This window comes from Bacillus sp. TL12 (genome assembly GCF_022625245.1).
Lineage (GTDB): Bacteria > Bacillota > Bacilli > Bacillales > Bacillaceae_G > Bacillus_A.
The window spans coordinates 1-16316 of sequence record NZ_JAJJBY010000050.1 but is presented as its reverse complement, the minus strand read 5'-3'; the positions used below and the strand labels follow the sequence as shown (position 1 = coordinate 16316).

Annotated in this window: 10 protein-coding genes and 5 pseudogenes; 7 read left to right on the top strand and 8 right to left on the bottom strand. The window is 32.1% G+C overall.

What is annotated here, in order from left to right:
• Nucleotides 1-244: 244 nt before the first annotated feature.
• From LOK41_RS25270 to LOK41_RS25255, 4 genes and pseudogenes are all read right to left on the bottom strand, one after another.
• Nucleotides 245-676: a hypothetical protein gene (locus tag LOK41_RS25270; protein ID WP_241818793.1), complete on the bottom strand. Its 432-nt coding sequence runs from the start codon at nucleotides 674-676 to the stop codon at nucleotides 245-247.
• 12 nt (nucleotides 677-688) lie between these two features.
• Nucleotides 689-991 (bottom strand): annotated as a pseudogene (locus LOK41_RS25265) (IS1595 family transposase); the annotation flags it as partial.
• Between the two features lie 199 nt (nucleotides 992-1190).
• Nucleotides 1191-1751: a dihydrofolate reductase family protein gene (locus LOK41_RS25260; RefSeq protein WP_241818792.1), complete on the bottom strand. Its 561-nt coding sequence runs from the start codon at nucleotides 1749-1751 to the stop codon at nucleotides 1191-1193.
• A gap of 521 nt (nucleotides 1752-2272) precedes the next feature.
• The gene (locus LOK41_RS25255) at nucleotides 2273-2428 is read right to left on the bottom strand and encodes a deoxyuridine 5'-triphosphate nucleotidohydrolase (RefSeq protein WP_241818791.1); all 156 of its coding nucleotides are present in this window, start codon (nucleotides 2426-2428) and stop codon (nucleotides 2273-2275) included.
• 2190 nt (nucleotides 2429-4618) lie between these two features.
• Between LOK41_RS25255 and LOK41_RS25250 the strand changes: the two genes are divergently transcribed.
• A complete protein-coding gene (locus tag LOK41_RS25250) occupies nucleotides 4619-5359 on the top strand; it encodes a MerR family transcriptional regulator (RefSeq protein ID WP_241818790.1) in 741 nt (246 codons plus the stop codon).
• A 32-nt stretch (nucleotides 5360-5391) separates the two neighbouring features.
• Here the strand turns inward: LOK41_RS25250 and LOK41_RS25245 are convergent, their stop codons facing one another.
• The 3 genes from LOK41_RS25245 to LOK41_RS25235 all read right to left on the bottom strand — a co-directional run bounded on the left by LOK41_RS25245 (nucleotide 5392) and on the right by LOK41_RS25235 (nucleotide 8068).
• Nucleotides 5392-6846 carry an FtsZ/tubulin family protein gene (locus tag LOK41_RS25245; RefSeq protein WP_241818789.1) on the bottom strand — a complete coding sequence of 485 codons (1455 nt, stop codon included), beginning with the start codon at nucleotides 6844-6846 and terminating at the stop codon, nucleotides 5392-5394.
• A gap of 4 nt (nucleotides 6847-6850) precedes the next feature.
• On the bottom strand, nucleotides 6851-7273 hold the full coding sequence (locus LOK41_RS25240; RefSeq protein WP_241818788.1) for a hypothetical protein: 423 nt from the start codon (nucleotides 7271-7273) through the stop codon (nucleotides 6851-6853).
• A 528-nt stretch (nucleotides 7274-7801) separates the two neighbouring features.
• Nucleotides 7802-8068, bottom strand: coding sequence for a hypothetical protein (locus LOK41_RS25235; RefSeq protein WP_241818787.1), 267 nt, complete (start codon nucleotides 8066-8068; stop codon nucleotides 7802-7804).
• A gap of 16 nt (nucleotides 8069-8084) precedes the next feature.
• On the opposite strand from LOK41_RS25235, the pseudogene LOK41_RS25230 reads away from it, so the two are divergent.
• From LOK41_RS25230 to LOK41_RS25205, 6 genes and pseudogenes are all read left to right on the top strand, one after another.
• A pseudogene (locus tag LOK41_RS25230) lies at nucleotides 8085-8518 on the top strand (type IV secretory system conjugative DNA transfer family protein); the annotation flags it as partial.
• Nucleotides 8519-8860: 342 nt separating this feature from the next.
• A complete protein-coding gene (locus LOK41_RS25225; protein ID WP_241818786.1) occupies nucleotides 8861-9055 on the top strand; it encodes a hypothetical protein in 195 nt (64 codons plus the stop codon).
• A gap of 397 nt (nucleotides 9056-9452) precedes the next feature.
• Nucleotides 9453-11884, top strand: a pseudogene (locus tag LOK41_RS25220) (ATP-binding protein); the annotation flags it as partial.
• A gap of 104 nt (nucleotides 11885-11988) precedes the next feature.
• Complete coding sequence (locus tag LOK41_RS25215; RefSeq protein ID WP_241818785.1) at nucleotides 11989-12549, top strand: hypothetical protein; 561 nt, start codon at nucleotides 11989-11991, stop codon at nucleotides 12547-12549.
• Nucleotides 12550-12819: 270 nt separating this feature from the next.
• Nucleotides 12820-12987: pseudogene (locus tag LOK41_RS25210) on the top strand (RCC1-like domain-containing protein); the annotation flags it as partial.
• 1014 nt (nucleotides 12988-14001) lie between these two features.
• Nucleotides 14002-15478: pseudogene (locus LOK41_RS25205) on the top strand (Lsa family ABC-F type ribosomal protection protein).
• A gap of 104 nt (nucleotides 15479-15582) precedes the next feature.
• On the opposite strand, the gene LOK41_RS25200 reads toward LOK41_RS25205, so the two are convergent.
• On the bottom strand, nucleotides 15583-16167 hold the full coding sequence (locus LOK41_RS25200; RefSeq protein WP_241818784.1) for a DUF3238 domain-containing protein: 585 nt from the start codon (nucleotides 16165-16167) through the stop codon (nucleotides 15583-15585).
• Nucleotides 16168-16316 lie beyond the last annotated feature (149 nt).

The window sequence follows — 16316 nt, the reverse complement described above, 5'->3', positions numbered from 1 at the left end:
GAAAAAATCCTAGACAGCTTGTCCTAGTTACGTTAAGGTGATAAAAATTCATTCTAATGTTTTTAGTGGTTTTATTTTTTAAAAACACGATTTATAAAATATACTATTCTAAAAATCATTCTGTTTTATCTAAGTTTATGGAGGCCCATCAAACTAACAAATAATAAGACTCTGTTAAACAATATTATTGATTTTTAATATTTACAAAAGACTTCTAACTGATGAAGTCCTTTGAGCCCATTTATTACATTCCTAAAACGGAAATGAACTTAGTAGATATACTTTTTTCATCTATCCAAGATTGGAATTCGGTAATCATTGAGATAAGTTGCTTTATATTTGTATCATAGTTTTCCATAAACTCTTCCTCTGAATAGGTGAACGGAAACCCTAAGACATCTTTTAGTGATTGTGGATTAAGATTATTAGCTAGATATTGTTTCATTGTTTCCAATTCATTAATAATCATCTTCCAAGTATCTGTATCTATTTCATTGAAAGCAAAATAATCGAATTTCTTATAGCACTTCTCAAAGGCAGGCATAATATAGCCAAAGTTTTCTTCTGTAAAGAAAATAGAAGAACTGTTCCAACATTCACCTTTATACTTGTCAGGGAGAACCTCTATGTAACAAGAGCCTTCGAGGGTACTGACATCATAGATTATTTCAATCATATAATCACCCCTTTAAATGGTAAATCTCGATAATCTGAGCTTATTATAAGTTTCGTTTATTGAGAATAGGCAACTTTCAATAATCATTTTACTTACTGTTGTATTATCATTACGATGTTTGATAATGTCCAAGAAATGAAACCAGCTCAAATAATGGTCGAGGTATTTTGTTGCCACGCCATTGAAACGGTCCATCCAGCCTTTAAAACGGCTGTGATAATTATTTACATTTTGAATATGATAAAGACCTTTTACTCGCTCTTTCCCATCTGATTTGAAGCGGTAATGTTCTAATCCTTTTTCACTCGCATAAGTGATGAGTTACAATACAGTTGTTTACTTTTTCCCTTATAAACACTGATAACACCGTCCAAATAATTCGAACGGTGTTCAAAATAGTTGTTTATTTTTTAAAGATTTGTACTCATTTTCCTCATAATCAGTAACAATAAAGTCGTTTAAAAAACTAGAATATGAATAAAAAACTGAATTATTCCTCGCTTACCATAATAGTTTATTTGTATATAATCCTGTATTTTGGCAAAATAACCCCATTTTTATATTTTTTTAGGTCCATTAGTTCTAATTGAACCTTCTTTTTACTCGAACCAAAAAGTGAAATACCTTCCCCAATCATGACAGGATTGACTTTTAATATAAGTGTGTCAATCAATTCGTGGTTAAGGAGTGAACCAGCCAGTTGACCACCACCACAAAGCCAAATTTTTTGATTCACTGTATGCTTTAAAGTTTTGACAAACTCAATTGCGTTTTCTTTTACAAACTCCACTTCCTTATTCGACTCAATATTCAATTTGCTCGAGAAAACATAGTGCTTTAGTTTGGGATTTGCAAACTTTGCAAGTGGCCATGGCTCACCTGGTTTCATTCCATCTTGTAATCCGAGTTCGTATGTTTTTCCTCCCATTAAAGCAATTCCATATTCTCTAATATCAGATAAAAAGTCTGGGCCGTGGTCACCTTCATAAAGAAAAATCGAATCATCCGCAATGTAATTTGGATCTGCAATATATCCGTCGGCCGTAGTTGCCACATGATAAATCAATTCAGACATAATTTAGTCCACCTTTAAAAGAAATTTTCTAAATTATTTCTTTTAAACTGTATTAAATTCCTCTAATTGTTATTCTTCATCAACTATCCTGTCATGTTAACGAACCAAGAAAATTAAACAACTTTATAAGTTTTCAAATGACTTTATTAACATTTAAGCAACTTTATTATGATAAAACAATAGGTCTTAAATGCTCTCCAAGCATCGGTACAAAGTATACTGGTTGGCGATAACTTAGAACCGATTGCTTTTTCTAAACGAGGTTTTAATTTATGTATGATAAATTTTTCTCCGTGAATAAATTTCAATATTCCGTCAATACTTTAGATAGGCTGTATGCCAAAACCCATTTAAATTTCTTTCTCCGTCCCCCTTTTGGAGATGCCTTGGAGTTGAGCAGTTAGCTTTTGCTAGCTGCTCTTTTTAATTTCGGATTTCTCCTTGCACTTCTCGCTATACAACATATCTCCAATATCAATTTTATCTTCTTTGTATTGTGGGATTCCACATCTGTATTCCCATCACCATTCGTTATCTAAGTATGCTTGTTTCGGGATTAAGTGTTCACTTTTGTATTGATCCGCCCATTTAATTCTTCTCACTTCTACAAAGTACGCTGTTTCTACTGGCACTATAAAGTCTTGCGCGATGCGTGTTCCTCTCCCAATTACATCCACCTTAAGTATGTAAATTATAAGTTTAAATACTGAGTTTATTTATTGAAAATAAACCATAATAATCATTATGTAAACAAGTTACATTTTTCTTTCAATCTCTTATATACAAAATTCTTCAACTAATCGATTATATTTACACATACGATTGGAGAAAATAAATATTAATAGCTTACAAATATCTGTTTTCCAAGAAATCTTCACTTCAAAAAAAACACAAAGGTGTTAAGTGAGAAATAATCCATTAAATATCAATGTCTTGTAAACAAATTTACTAATTACAGTATGATAATTGGCATTAACATATCAACAGACATTAACATGTTAGCGAAAACAAAGAAAAAATGTTAATTTCATATCAACAGTAACTTAATTATCAAACTAATATTGATTTAGAGTTAATAAATATATTAATAGAAGGATATCTTTCTTAACTCGTAATAAATCATAGGCCATTAGCACTGATCGAAAAAACTATAAAACGAATAGCCCTTTGTAAAGTATGTATAGTTGTAAAAAAGTAAACACCTTCACAGATACTCTATAAATAATTCACTAAATAAAAAAGTGTTAACCATTCTCTACAAATAACCTCTGGTAGATTACTGCTATTCGTTTAAATAAACTATAAAACGTACAAATCATTATCAAATACTGTTTTGAATCACTTTAAATTTTAATGAAAACTCAAGAATCAACTATATATAATTTCCACAGAACGAAAAACATCAATATTTATACATTTATCATTGATATAATATTAACAACTAAAGAGGCCTTCATCACTATAGTTAATGTCTTGTTAATATCAGCTATATTACATATCAATTTCATATTTCATGTTAATGTTATTTTCTCTAATGAACCTAAATTATATATACAAAAGTAAAATTCAATCCACCGGCTGAATAATATTTAGTACTCAATTGCGTAAAAATGCTTACCATACACGAATATACTATTTATAAAATTTTACATCTAACTTATCAATGAAAGGTTCTAAAAGCACTGGATCGATTGTTTTTTACTGTGATAAGACATCCTTAAAGATTACTATCATTAAGGATGGAGACTATGGTAGCAGTGTAGCAATTCGTATCTAGCTTAATGGTATTACAAAGTTTTAATATCATCATATTTTCTTTATAGATCTCTATTTTTCTTTGTTATAAATACTGTACAGATTGTTTTGTTAATCTCATAGTAACTTTAAGTTGTTTTATCTAATACAAAATAAGCTCACTATCATTAATGTGCATTTAGTTTTAGTTGATATGACATTAACAATGATAGCATATTCTGTTTTTATAGTGATGTCTTGTTGATATGCTATTCATTACATGTCAATTTCACATTTCATGTTAATGTCTGCTTCAACGGTGTTAGGGGTAATAGAGTGCCCAAGCATCTGATATATCGATCTCAATCCCTCTAATTTGCTTAAATCATCCTATAACCAACTGTTAAGTTCGTGCTATAAGTTAAACAATATCCATACTTAATTACATATAAGCACTTATCTGTACATACTCATAATATTTTGTGCGCTTTATATAAGCTTACTCGTGGTAAATACGATTCATCAAACCAACTAAATTCTATTTCATGATAAAATAAACAGGGAACATACTAGTAATACAAATCTATAAGAATAACGGGACTAGATAAACATTAATTCTATTTAAAAGATCCATAACTTACTAGTATTATTAAGCTACTAGCATCATCACATTAGTAGTGTTGCCTTTTTGTATCTTTTTATACATTGAAATTGGAATTTAATAATCTACTTTTCTCATTTTCTACAGAAGACAGTCATTATATCCTCATAATTTGTTTACAAAACACTTATATTTCCTTATCATTAATAATAAGCAATATAATATGTTAATCTCATGGCAACTATAAGCCATATTTCTAGCACAAAATACACTTATTATCATTAATATAACATTGATATTTATATGTTTTTAGTTAACAAAACATTAACACTCTAAATAAATTGTGGATTTATAGTCAATGTTTTGTTGATACACTCTTGGTTATATGTTGATCTCACATTTCATGTAAATACCTAAGTTAGTAGGTATTTACATTGATATCATCGAAATAACTATTAACATGTCAATTTTAGTTCACATGTTAATTTCAATTCAAGTGTGTATTTGACGATTTTTTCAAGGAGGTAGGACAATGATTGATCAAAAAAGCGATTCACGAGACCATCAAAAAAACGATGATGATATATTAAACGATAATGTTTTTGAAAAGGCTTGGAGGATAACAGAATTCTCTAAATTAGTCGGACGTCACCATAACACAGTGTATAATTGGTTCAATATTTTAGAAGAAAAAGGGCTACATGAAACTCTAAGAACCCATAACACAAACGAAAAGCTCTATAATACTTTAGATCTTGAAATCGCTCTTTTTATAAAACAAAAAAGGGATGAGAAGTGGTCTTTAGATGCTATTATTGAACTTTTACCACATCAATTTGATTTAAGGCCAGTAGCACTAGAGAATCAAACAAATGAAGTATCTACCCAATTAAACCTTCAAGCAACTGCAGAAATCATTGAAAAAATGGTGAATAAGCAGATAGAAGAAAAAATAAAAACTATTGAATCTCAGTATGAAGAGAAGATAGGAAATATATTAAAACAGCTACCACAGCCTGAAGATGCAGAAGCTTTAAAGACACGTCAGCGTCAAGAAAGACTAGATAATTTCATTATTGAACATAGAGCACGCCAGGAATTAAGAAAACAAGCTGAAGGCATCTGGAATAGTAAACCTGATGAGGAACGTATTAAAAAGGTAGGATGGTTTAAAAAAGAAGAAGACTTAGCTAAAAAGCAACTCTTCATTGAGCAGTACATACATGATAATATCATTGATTATATGAAATCTCTCATGAATACGGTGGAATAACAAAAAGTCTGGAGCGAACTCCAGACTTTTTGTTATTTTGTAGTACCAAACATCTTATCTGGATCTAAAAAGTCCGCTAATTCAGCATCTTCATTAGCTCCAGCTTCTGTATTTTCTTCGTCACTACCCATATCGATAAAATCACCGAACCCAAAACCTAAGTCCTCGTCCTCATCTATACTTTCTATCGTACTAATTTGAGACTTTTTGTACTGGATTTGACTTTGTTTCTCTTTAAATTCATTAAACTCTTCAACTAATCCTTTAGATAATCTTGATGGTAATGCATCAGTTTTATAAAACGTATATACACTTCCCAAGAAATCATTCTTGCTTACTAAATATCCATTAAAAACTGTACCGTTTATAGGTAAATTATTTGAAACTTCTACCTTAGCATCATCCATGAAGGAATCATCAATGTTTTTTTGTTCATCTAGGATAGCAAGCATACCAAAATGATGTACTTTTGATGCCTCAACAGAACCATCATTATTTTTTTTCATCAAATCGATTGGATGATGGAAGGAGCTTCCTCTTAAGGATTCTTTAAACATCTCCACAATTGCATGGCTATTTTCAATCTGGTTCATATTACGTGAAACCTTATTAATTACTAAGCAACCTGTTTTCTCAAGTAAAATACGTTTAAAGTCTTGAGAATCAAGTATTACAGATGTTCCAGAACCATTTGCAGCTGTATTAAGCTCATGAATGATTTCACTAATACGCTGGTTTGCATAATCACGTGAATTGGCAATACCTTTCTTCTCATTTTCATTTAGCTCTTTAAATTCATCGTAAAAATGCTGATTATCAGCAAATACTACAAATGCTACACCTTTTGATTTATCATTAGCTAGTTTCCAAATCTCCTGAGAAAATTTATTAACTTGTCTTAGTACATCTGGTCCATCTGCTCTTACTGGAAGTGTTACAACAATCCCCATTTTAATAAAATCTTTACGCTCAATAGCATTTTCAAAAGCGATTCTCGCAAATTTTGCTTGATTTGCCTTTATCTCTGCCATAGGGTATTGTTGCGCAACTTTTTGTAATTCTTGTCTAATGACAGGCTTGTTATGAAAAGCGGAAAACTCTTCAATTGCCTTAATGATTGTAGAAGTTCCTGTTCCTCCACCTAGGCCTGCAAAGAATAACACAAGTTCATCAGATGGTCTTACACGCTCCGTGATAAATTCTTTTAATTTTTCTTTTGCCTCATCATTTGAATCAAGTACTTTTACTGCACGCTCAGGATTTTTACCTAAACCACCTAATTTAAGTGACACTTGGTTGCTTTTTGGTACATTTTTTAGTTCTGCTAGATCTCCATCATTACTGTTTAATGCTAAGCAGTTATATACTGATGTTCCATCTGTGTGTTTATATTCAGCAAATTTATCTACCATTCTAGTACCAGCCTGACCAAAACCAACCATCGTCATCTTAACTGCTACTTCATTCTTCAAGAAATTTTTCGCCATTATTTTATCTCTCCTTATTTACTTTTTTTCTTTTCCCTAACTCAATAAGTACTTGTTGTCCTCTATAAGTTGAGATTAAAAATTTATATGGGTGCATAGCCTTTTCATAGATTAAAGACATTGATGATAGTGTGCTAACACATATTTCAGCTGAACGTCTTGATATATTGGTGCGTTCAACTTCTAATGAATAAGATTTTCCTTTTGTTTTCTTTACTCTCCTATCAATGACTACATTTTCTACTATTTCATTAATGGATATGCCCCTCATATATCTGGTTTCCTGAAATTGTTTATTTACGATGTTTCCTATGTATAGAAATACACTATATAGTATCTCGTCTTGTTCAAGAATATCTGCGAACATGTTTACTACTTCATCCGTAAATTTTATCGTTTGATACTTTTCACTTAAAACCTCGTTCAAGTTGTCCCCCCCTTAAGCCATTGGTTAATTATTCCTAGAAACATAGTACATCATTATAAGGCGTATATCAAGTCATTCTATATAAAACTTATATATAGAACTTATAAATCTAATTGTTAGAAAAACCTTTATTTTACAAGGTTTTATTTATACGGTGTATATATACAGCGTATATATACTATATTAATCTTATATTTCATGTGATTCACATTCTAAACTCTTAATAGAATACATTTCACTAACATTACTATATTAAGTGAACCTATCTCTCAAAAAACAGCATAAAACGTTAACATGAAACTCACATATTAAATAACAAGCTCTATATACGCTGTATATATACATTTTATTTATACGGTGTATATAAAATCCTTTCTATAAAAGGCTTTTTATCTTTTTCATATCAATTTTACATCAATATCAATATGATAAGCTGTATATATAAGACTTATATATACAGCTTATATAAGCCACTTATCATCCATAACAAAAAAATGCAACGCTATAATAGCATTACACTCATACTATTTATACTGTTATGTAACTCTCATGTAATACCTGGAACAACTCATCCTGATTATCTTTCTTAGTTAATAGTTTGGTTCTATACGTTTCATCTCTTGTTAGGAGAGAAGTTGTCAATGTCATGTTATATTGATACAGCTCTTCATTTAACTCTTTTGTTAATTCACAAGGCTGCATGTACAGCAAGAAAACATGTATTTCTTTTGAATCCAATTCATAATCTTTTTCAGTCATTTCTAAAATTTTATTTGTGAATTTTGTTAATTTCATATCTACAAAAGCATTCTGGCTTATCAATAACTCCATAGCTTCTTTAAAACAGCATATTTATTTACTCAAGCTACATAACCCTACATTTGACACAACTTAATTGATATGTCAATGATACTAATCATATTTTTAATATGCATTTGAGTTTAAAAGAACGGCTTCCTAATGATATTGAAACAATAACGGATAGAGATGAATGGAATCACTGGGGTATTGTAAAACAAGTAGATGAATAGTTTGACTCAATCTATGTTCCTGAAATTTCTAGTAGGTGTGGTGGGGGAGAGATCGTTTATACTGAGGGAAAATACTATGGTCAGTCAAATATTCGTGCGTGGATTACGGAATACACTAAATAACATTTCTGCCCAAACCTTACTTCACCGTGTATTATACGCTTCTTCGACCTTCGAATTTGGTGGTGTTTTATCGTTTTCCGACATTCATCTCCCACTAAAATTGGTGTTTTACACCTTCCTATTTTTGAGGAAGGAGCCTTCTGCCGGAAAATGATAAAAGCCCTCAAGAAACTTTTTTCAAATAAAGCTTCTTTGAGGCTTTTGTATTGTATGTATAATTTATATTTATTAACACGTAACATTTATAGTTACAACAAAAAATATTAATTATATTTTTGATGCATCTTTGCATATCTTAAACTTTCTAAATCAAAATAAGTTATTATTAAGCTGGTTTTACTCTAGAAACATCGATAAGATTTCGAGAAAAAAGGGAAATAAAATATAGAGGTTATTTCTTTAGTATTTAATCTCCTCTAAGGAGAATCAATCAATGCATAATGAGAAGGAATTGTTAAAACAATGGAAAGCGGATTTACAAGCTATCAAAGAGGAAAAAAGGAGAAAGAAAAGGGATAAGAAAAAAAGCAAGAAATATAATATCCCTGGTAATACAGCTCATTTTATGAGTGGCCATCATATTTACGATAAAAAAAATGGTGTATGGAAACAAAGAAATAAATTTTGAGTATATTAATAATTGTAAATCTAGTCGCTGCCGTGATCGGTTTAGCGTCTTATTTGCTTTTAAGGAAATATAAGCTCTAAAAAAGAGAGTCGAAGCCCTCTTTCAAATGAAAACCAGTATCTTACGAATACATGCACATAGAATGTACAAAATACCACCGATGAATCCTAATACAAATTCAGTTGTTCGTTTCATTTCAAAAAATCTCCTTATTGTAATGTGAATTCAAATTTCACAGATTTGTTGCCTAATGAAAAAAACAGAAGATAATATTAACTCTCTTGTATCTCTAAACTCCTTGCTATTGATAATTAAGACATTATAGTAATCTTATTCTTTAAGGATTTAGTCCAGAAATGTGGAGATTATCAAATTTATAAAAGAGTGATTTATCGGGATATCTTGGTCTGATTTCTTTCAAACAGAACAGAACCAAATGGTAGTATACCGAATCATTCCTCATAACAATGTCTCGAATCATACGCGTCGACTTTGGAGAGCAATCTATAAAATGTACGAAATGTATGAAACAACAGGTACTCGATTAGAGCGTAACGGGTTGAAATTTACATATCGTGAAAAAGATTGTTTTTGGTTTGATGTCATTTTTAAACAAGAAAATGGTCATAAAAAGATTGAGTTTTATGTTTCAACTTCTGCCTATCAAGCAGTAAAGTTAAAGCGAAAATTAGAAAATAAGATGAACGTTACCATAACCGAGTCATCTGCGGAACAACTAAGAGTTCCTGAGGAGCATACAATTGTCCAGGAGTTAAAGTATCTACAGCATGATATCTTTAGTTTGAACACAAATATGAATGAACAGAAAACGCCTATCGCTGCCGTTATGAATACGATAGATGAATTGCAGTTTGATGGTGATTTTGCTAGGTTAAGTATTTGCAATGAAGCAGAAAACCGTCACAAGTGGATTAAGAATGCACAGTGGGTCTATGAGAAGTTATCAATGGGAAAAGTACCGCAAAGAGCTATATTAAACTCTAAAATGATGATAGGGATCTCGAAAAAGGCATTAGGTGGTTTCGTCAATGAGATTAATTTCTTCGTAACGGATGTATTCACGGCTCTAACCAATACGTTCTTTAAAGGCGGTAAATCCTACAATACAAACAAAGTCATTGAGAAACCTTTCAGTTTAGAAGATGAAATCCATGCACGTCACATGAGTAGTGCGAGTCGTGAAAAGTTAAATATTCCTGTCTTTAAGAGTCATATACGTATAGCCGCACATTCAAAAGATCGCCTAACTCGAGAAACAATAGGAGAAACCTTATCTCTTTCTTTTAGTGAGGTAGCCGAAAATAACGAACTACACGGCGTTAAAATTAACATGAAAAGCAGAAAGAAAGAGGTCATTGAAGAGTTAAATGCGTTACATCTTTCTAAACGAACGAAAGCGAACGGGAATGTAAATCTCATTTCTACCGATGAAATGACCAAAATCGCGCTGCAAATGCCAACTGTAGAATTACAACGACGGTATCATGATGCTTTGAGCGTAAAACGAAAAGTAGAAACAGATATACCAACTGTTCTGTGTGATTCAAATGGTATACATATAGGTGAAAGTGAATTAAAAGATCAGACTATACCTATCTACTTTCCTATTAAACATCCTGATGAATTGTATCGCGGGTATACTTTTATCGGGCAACAAGGAGCAGGGAAAGATACCGCTATTAAGAATTGTGTTGTTGATAGCTGCTTACAACATGGCATTAGCGCCATTATCCCTGAAGTAATTGTGGAAGAAGGGGAACGTGGTATGGCAGATGGAATTCGTGATGCTTTGCCAATGGATAAAGTGATTGATATAGATTTGAGCGATGAAAACTATATTGTACCTATGGACCTTACTGAAGTGATTACCAAGTTAGGACGAAAAGGAGCGAGCAGGTTTGCGGATGAAGTTATCGACTTTTTTGGAGATATGGAGGGCATGGCACGGTCGAAACGTTATTTGAAAACAGCAGCAAAGGCAGCAGAAGGTTCGTTATTTCGTATCAAACGAATGATAGAAAACGAGGAATACCGCGTTGAGGTAATTGAACAACTGATTCATAAAGGGAATCAAAGACTAGCTAACGAGTTACTATCTTGGGGGATAATAGTGAATTAGGAAGTAAGGCGGATCCTGTTTTAAATCGATTGGACGACTTTTTCGGTAATGATACTTTATTTGATATCTTCTCGCAGGAAGCAAAGAAAGAGGTGAATTTTGCAAAATGGATGATGGAAGGGAAGGTAATAATCATCCGTATTCCTAATCGTAAATTAGGAGAATTGGCTTCTAAAACACTAGTCCATTGGATTACATTGAAAACATTCATGACACGTATGCTTATGAGTAAAGAAGAGCAGAAGAATGGCTGTTTTATGGTGTTTAATGAACCGGAGCAGTACACAACAGAAGGATTAACGAAACTGATGGGGAGAATCAGTACCGAAGGACGTAAAGAACGCTTTGGTGCACTATATGCATTCCATCATTGGAATAAGCTTCCTACTTCTCTGCAGGAAAATTTGCAAGTGGGTGGGGTACAACAAATTCTATTTGCTAACGATCATATGAAAACATTTGAGTTGTCCAGACACCGACTAGAGCCAACCATTTCAATCGAAGATGCGACAAGATTACCTAGATTTCATGCGATTATATCTGTAAGGGCTGGTGGTGATTTACAACACGCTTTTATTTGTAAAATGAAACCTCCCGTAGAACAGAAATTTAATAACTCTTCTCTGACTAAACAACACACTAAGTTGTATGGTCGAAGCTGGGATGAGCTGCAAAGACAGCAGGTATAGGTATATGACGAGAGTAAACTTTAATTAATACCGAAAGTTATAATTTATTGAATGAATCATAAATTTACATAGTATTTTATTCCTTAATTTAAAGGAGGTTTAAAATGAGGAAAATAGTATTATATATTGCGTTGATGTTCACTGTTTTATTCGCAAGTTGTTCAAATGAAACAAATGGTTCTGCATCCAAAGACAGAGAATTAACACATGATGAAAAAATTCTATTAGATGGTTTTTTACAGTTAAATCATGTTAGTTGGGATAGTTCAAAAATGGATGATTTAGAAACAGTTACAGGATGTGAAGGAGATTTTTGTGCAGGCCCAAATGCTTTTGATAAAAAACAAAAGGATCTTAGCGGAACCTATTATATTGCTTCAACAACAGATAGTAGAGATCCGAATGATTATCACATATTTCTGATAATCCCGACGAATATAGGTAAAAAAACTACTGATAAAACAAATATTATGCATTGGTTAATTAATTATAGAGATTCTTCAGTTTTCGATGTTAGAAATAGATCACAGGATATAATACCTTTAGGTCAAAAGTTAGCTAGTTTTGATGAGATTATGTCAGATTCATTGATGAAAAAAACGAATACGACTTATAATCTAAATTGGAAAAAGGTACAAGTGAAGAAAGACCTTAGTTATAAGTAAAGTGATAGATCTAATAACGCGAACAACCGCCAAAAGGTGGTTGTTTTGTTTGTTTTTTGAAGTTCACACACAATTTAACGACAATATATGCTTAGAACAAAGAAAAAAACCTACAACACTATCCGGTAACATAGATTGGATTATCAGTAGATAACTCGTGTTAATTGCTTTTAACTGCATTATTTTTTATAAAAAAGTCAGATCATTTATAATAAAGTTTGATAAAAATATCTATTTTGATACAGTTGCTTATATTCAAGGAGGTAAAACATGGATTACATTTCACCGAAAGAAGCGGTGTTAAAGGTGAAACGGTGGCCTAAAGATACGATAGCGGCGGGTTGTGCCCATACCGTCGGTCTTAAAGCTGACGGCACGGTGGTAGCAGTGGGTGATAATGAGTATGGCCAATGCGATGTAAGTGGCTGGTGCGGCATCCGACTGCCCGACCATTAGTTTTTAATAACAACAAGCCAGAGAATCACTGAACGAGTTAATGGGTATTGCTTTAGAAATAAGGCTATTCCATTAAAGGTTGCTTTAATGAAGCAAGGAACACAAAAATTATCAAACTTTTTTATAATAGAATGATTCAATTGAATATAGAAAAAGCGTGTTTTGAACAATCTTTTTTTCAAAACACGCTTTTTTATTTTTCTCTTTTGTCAAGGTTTATTAAGTTAATTTAATCAAACTTTATTCAAAAGCTACAGAATTAATAAAAATTTCATTTTGTACAAAACAAAAACCTAGTTTCCTAAGGTAATGGGTATAACAACCCGACATAATAAATCCTCTATATTATAAGGTGTGATTATGATAGTTACTAATGGTGAATATAACCAAAAAAGGGCAGTTAACAAAAGCTAACTGCTCAAGGCTCTCCAGGGGGACGGAGAAATTATTATGTTATCTACATTATTGACAGAATATTGAGTTTTATTCAAACGATATTATGTAAGTTATAGAGGTTCCGAACGATGTATGCATATGTGTGGGTTTGAAATAAAGTCACGATGTTTGTAAGAAAGACGTGAAGCTTTGAACAAAATTGCGATGTTTATAAAAATGATGCGATGCTTTATCTCTTTAATCGAAGAATTTTAAATGAGTTTGGATTGGATTTTTTATTACATGAATTGTCCATTTAAAAAGAATCCATTTTGATTAATGTTGATATGCTCCCCTTTAGGTAGACAGATAAAAAATAAAAATCTGTTTATCTAAGGGGAGTTTTTTTATTCTCTTAAAGCTAAATTGATATTTATTAATCCGTAACTTTAACCTAACAAATAAAGGAGAGAGAAAAATGAGTAATTCAGACACTATTGTTACACATGTAATGCTCTATATAAGTCGTTAATATCCATCAAACTTATATAGAGGAATTAAAAAATTGATGGATGTTCCGACTTTATATGAAAAGTTTCGATATATAAAGGAGGAATTATTATGTCAATGATAAAAGTTCAAGACTTAACTTTTTCATACCCAGGTAGCTTTGATAATATTTTTGAAGGTGTAAGCTTTCAAATAGATACAGATTGGAAACTGGGATTTATCGGTAGAAACGGACGAGGTAAAACGACATTCTTTAATTTATTATTAGGAAATCATGAGTATAGTGGGAAGATTATTGCTTCGGTAGAATTTAATTATTTCCCTTACCCAGTTTCGGATAAGAACAAGTTTACTCATGAAATCCTTGAAGAAATTTGTCCCCAAGCAGAAGATTGGGAATTTCTGCGTGAAATATCCTATTTAAATGTTGATGCGGAGGTCATGTACAGACCATTTAAAACATTATCAAATGGAGAACAGACAAAGGTATTGCTTGCTGCACTGTTTTTGAATGAGGGTCAATTTCTATTAATTGATGAGCCAACAAATCATCTAGACACTGATGCACGAAAGATGGTCTCGGATTATCTAAGGAAGAAAAAAGGGTTTATTTTAATTTCACATGACAGAATCTTTTTAGATGGATGCGTTGACCATATCTTATCTATAAATAGAGCAAATATTGAAGTTCAAAGTGGTAATTATTCTTCTTGGAAGCTAAATTTTGATAGACAGCAGGAATACGAAGAGGCTACAAATGAGCGTCTACAAAAAGACATAGGGAGATTAAAACAAGCTTCAAAGCGTTCAGCAGGTTGGTCTCATCAAGTGGAAGCTTCCAAAAATGGAACAAGGAATTCAGGATCTAAGTTAGATAAGGGGTTTGTAGGACATAAAGCGGCCAAGATGATGAAGAGAGCGAAGAACCTTGAATCAAGACAACAAAAAGCTATTGAAGAAAAGTCAAAATTACTAAAAAATGTGGAGAAAACTGAGTCCTTAAAATTAGAACAATTGAAATTTCAGTCAAATGAATTGGTTGCTTTGGCTGATGTGTCTGTTAGGTATGATGACCAAATAGTGAATAAGCCAATTAGCTTCATAGTTGAACAAGGTGACCGAATTGTACTTGATGGAAAAAATGGAAGCGGGAAAAGTAGTATCCTAAAACTAATTATAGGACATCCGATACAGCATACAGGCTCAGTTAATTTAGGTTCGGGACTCATCATTTCCTATGTCCAACAAGATACTTCTCATTTGAAGGGGTCGCTATCGGACTTTATTGAAGAGCACGAGATTGATGAGACTTTATTTAAATCCATCCTACGTAAGATGGATTTTGATCGAATTCAATTTGAGAAAGATATATCTCATTATTCTGGTGGACAAAAGAAAAAACTGCTTATCGCTAAAAGTTTATGTGAAAAAGCTCATATATATATGGGATGAACCATTAAATTTTATTGATATTTATTCGCGTATGCAAATTGAAGAGCTTATTCAACAATTTAACCCCACAATGGTTATTATTGAGCATGATAAGGCATTTCAACAAACAGTTGCAACAAAAACCATATCTATATAGTCCAAAGTGAATGATTGAACAAAAAAAGAAGGCGCATTCCTCTTCAAAATCTTCGATTTAGTGGAGGTTAGCCTTCTTTAATAAAAAGGGTATTGTATTGTTCTTTATAATATCTTTTTAAAACTATACTCCATTTCTCCACCTAGAGCTTCAGGTGTATCACCAGTTTCTCTGAAATCATGTGTATAAATTTTTTCAAATGGACCAAAATTAACTTGCTTATAAAATTCAAAACAAGGGAATCCATCATGTGCACCTTGAATCTCAACAGTACCATCTTTTTTGACATGTACAGTTAATAGATAGTCAACGGGAGGTGCATATACATTTAATGGGTTGCTAGCACTTGCACTCATTGTAAATTTGACGTCATTTGCCCCCCATACAACATCAGTGCACAAAATATTTTCCGTACTAGCTTTTCCTGTTCTCTTATTAACGGAACCATCAGGAATTGTGATTCTTTCTGTTGTTATACCCGTATTCGCATATGTGAAAATTTCTTTTTTGTAAAAATCTACAACTACTTCTTGTTCAACCCTAGAACGCATAGCGTTTACAGCGTAAGGTGTAAATTCACGTGAGTCACCCTCAAATTGGATTACATTTCCCGTTTGAACATCCTTCTTAGGTTCAGTCCAAGACATTGGAATAAATACGCTTGCTCTGATTTTAACGATATTAGTCATCAAACACACCTCTGCAATTCTAATTATATTTTGGGTAATACAAAAAAACTTGGATAAATACGCCGGAACGGCACCTCAATATGCTTGGATTAAAATCATTGCAAACAGCTAAAAAAGTGATTACTGGAATAGAATTTATGCATAGGATC

What these genes read in the sequence shown, in the direction of transcription:
- LOK41_RS25215 (WP_241818785.1), top strand. Translation starts at nt 11,989, where the DNA reads ATGAGGAAAATAGTATTATATATTGCGTTGATGTTCACTGTTTTATTC.
- LOK41_RS25250 (WP_241818790.1), top strand. Translation starts at nt 4,619, where the DNA reads ATGATTGATCAAAAAAGCGATTCACGAGACCATCAAAAAAACGATGAT.
- LOK41_RS25270 (WP_241818793.1), bottom strand. Translation starts at nt 676, where the DNA reads ATGATTGAAATAATCTATGATGTCAGTACCCTCGAAGGCTCTTGTTAC.
- LOK41_RS25245 (WP_241818789.1), bottom strand. Translation starts at nt 6,846, where the DNA reads ATGGCGAAAAATTTCTTGAAGAATGAAGTAGCAGTTAAGATGACGATG.
- LOK41_RS25260 (WP_241818792.1), bottom strand. Translation starts at nt 1,751, where the DNA reads ATGTCTGAATTGATTTATCATGTGGCAACTACGGCCGACGGATATATT.
- LOK41_RS25235 (WP_241818787.1), bottom strand. Translation starts at nt 8,068, where the DNA reads ATGAAATTAACAAAATTCACAAATAAAATTTTAGAAATGACTGAAAAA.
- LOK41_RS25200 (WP_241818784.1), bottom strand. Translation starts at nt 16,167, where the DNA reads ATGACTAATATCGTTAAAATCAGAGCAAGCGTATTTATTCCAATGTCT.
- LOK41_RS25225 (WP_241818786.1), top strand. Translation starts at nt 8,861, where the DNA reads ATGCATAATGAGAAGGAATTGTTAAAACAATGGAAAGCGGATTTACAA.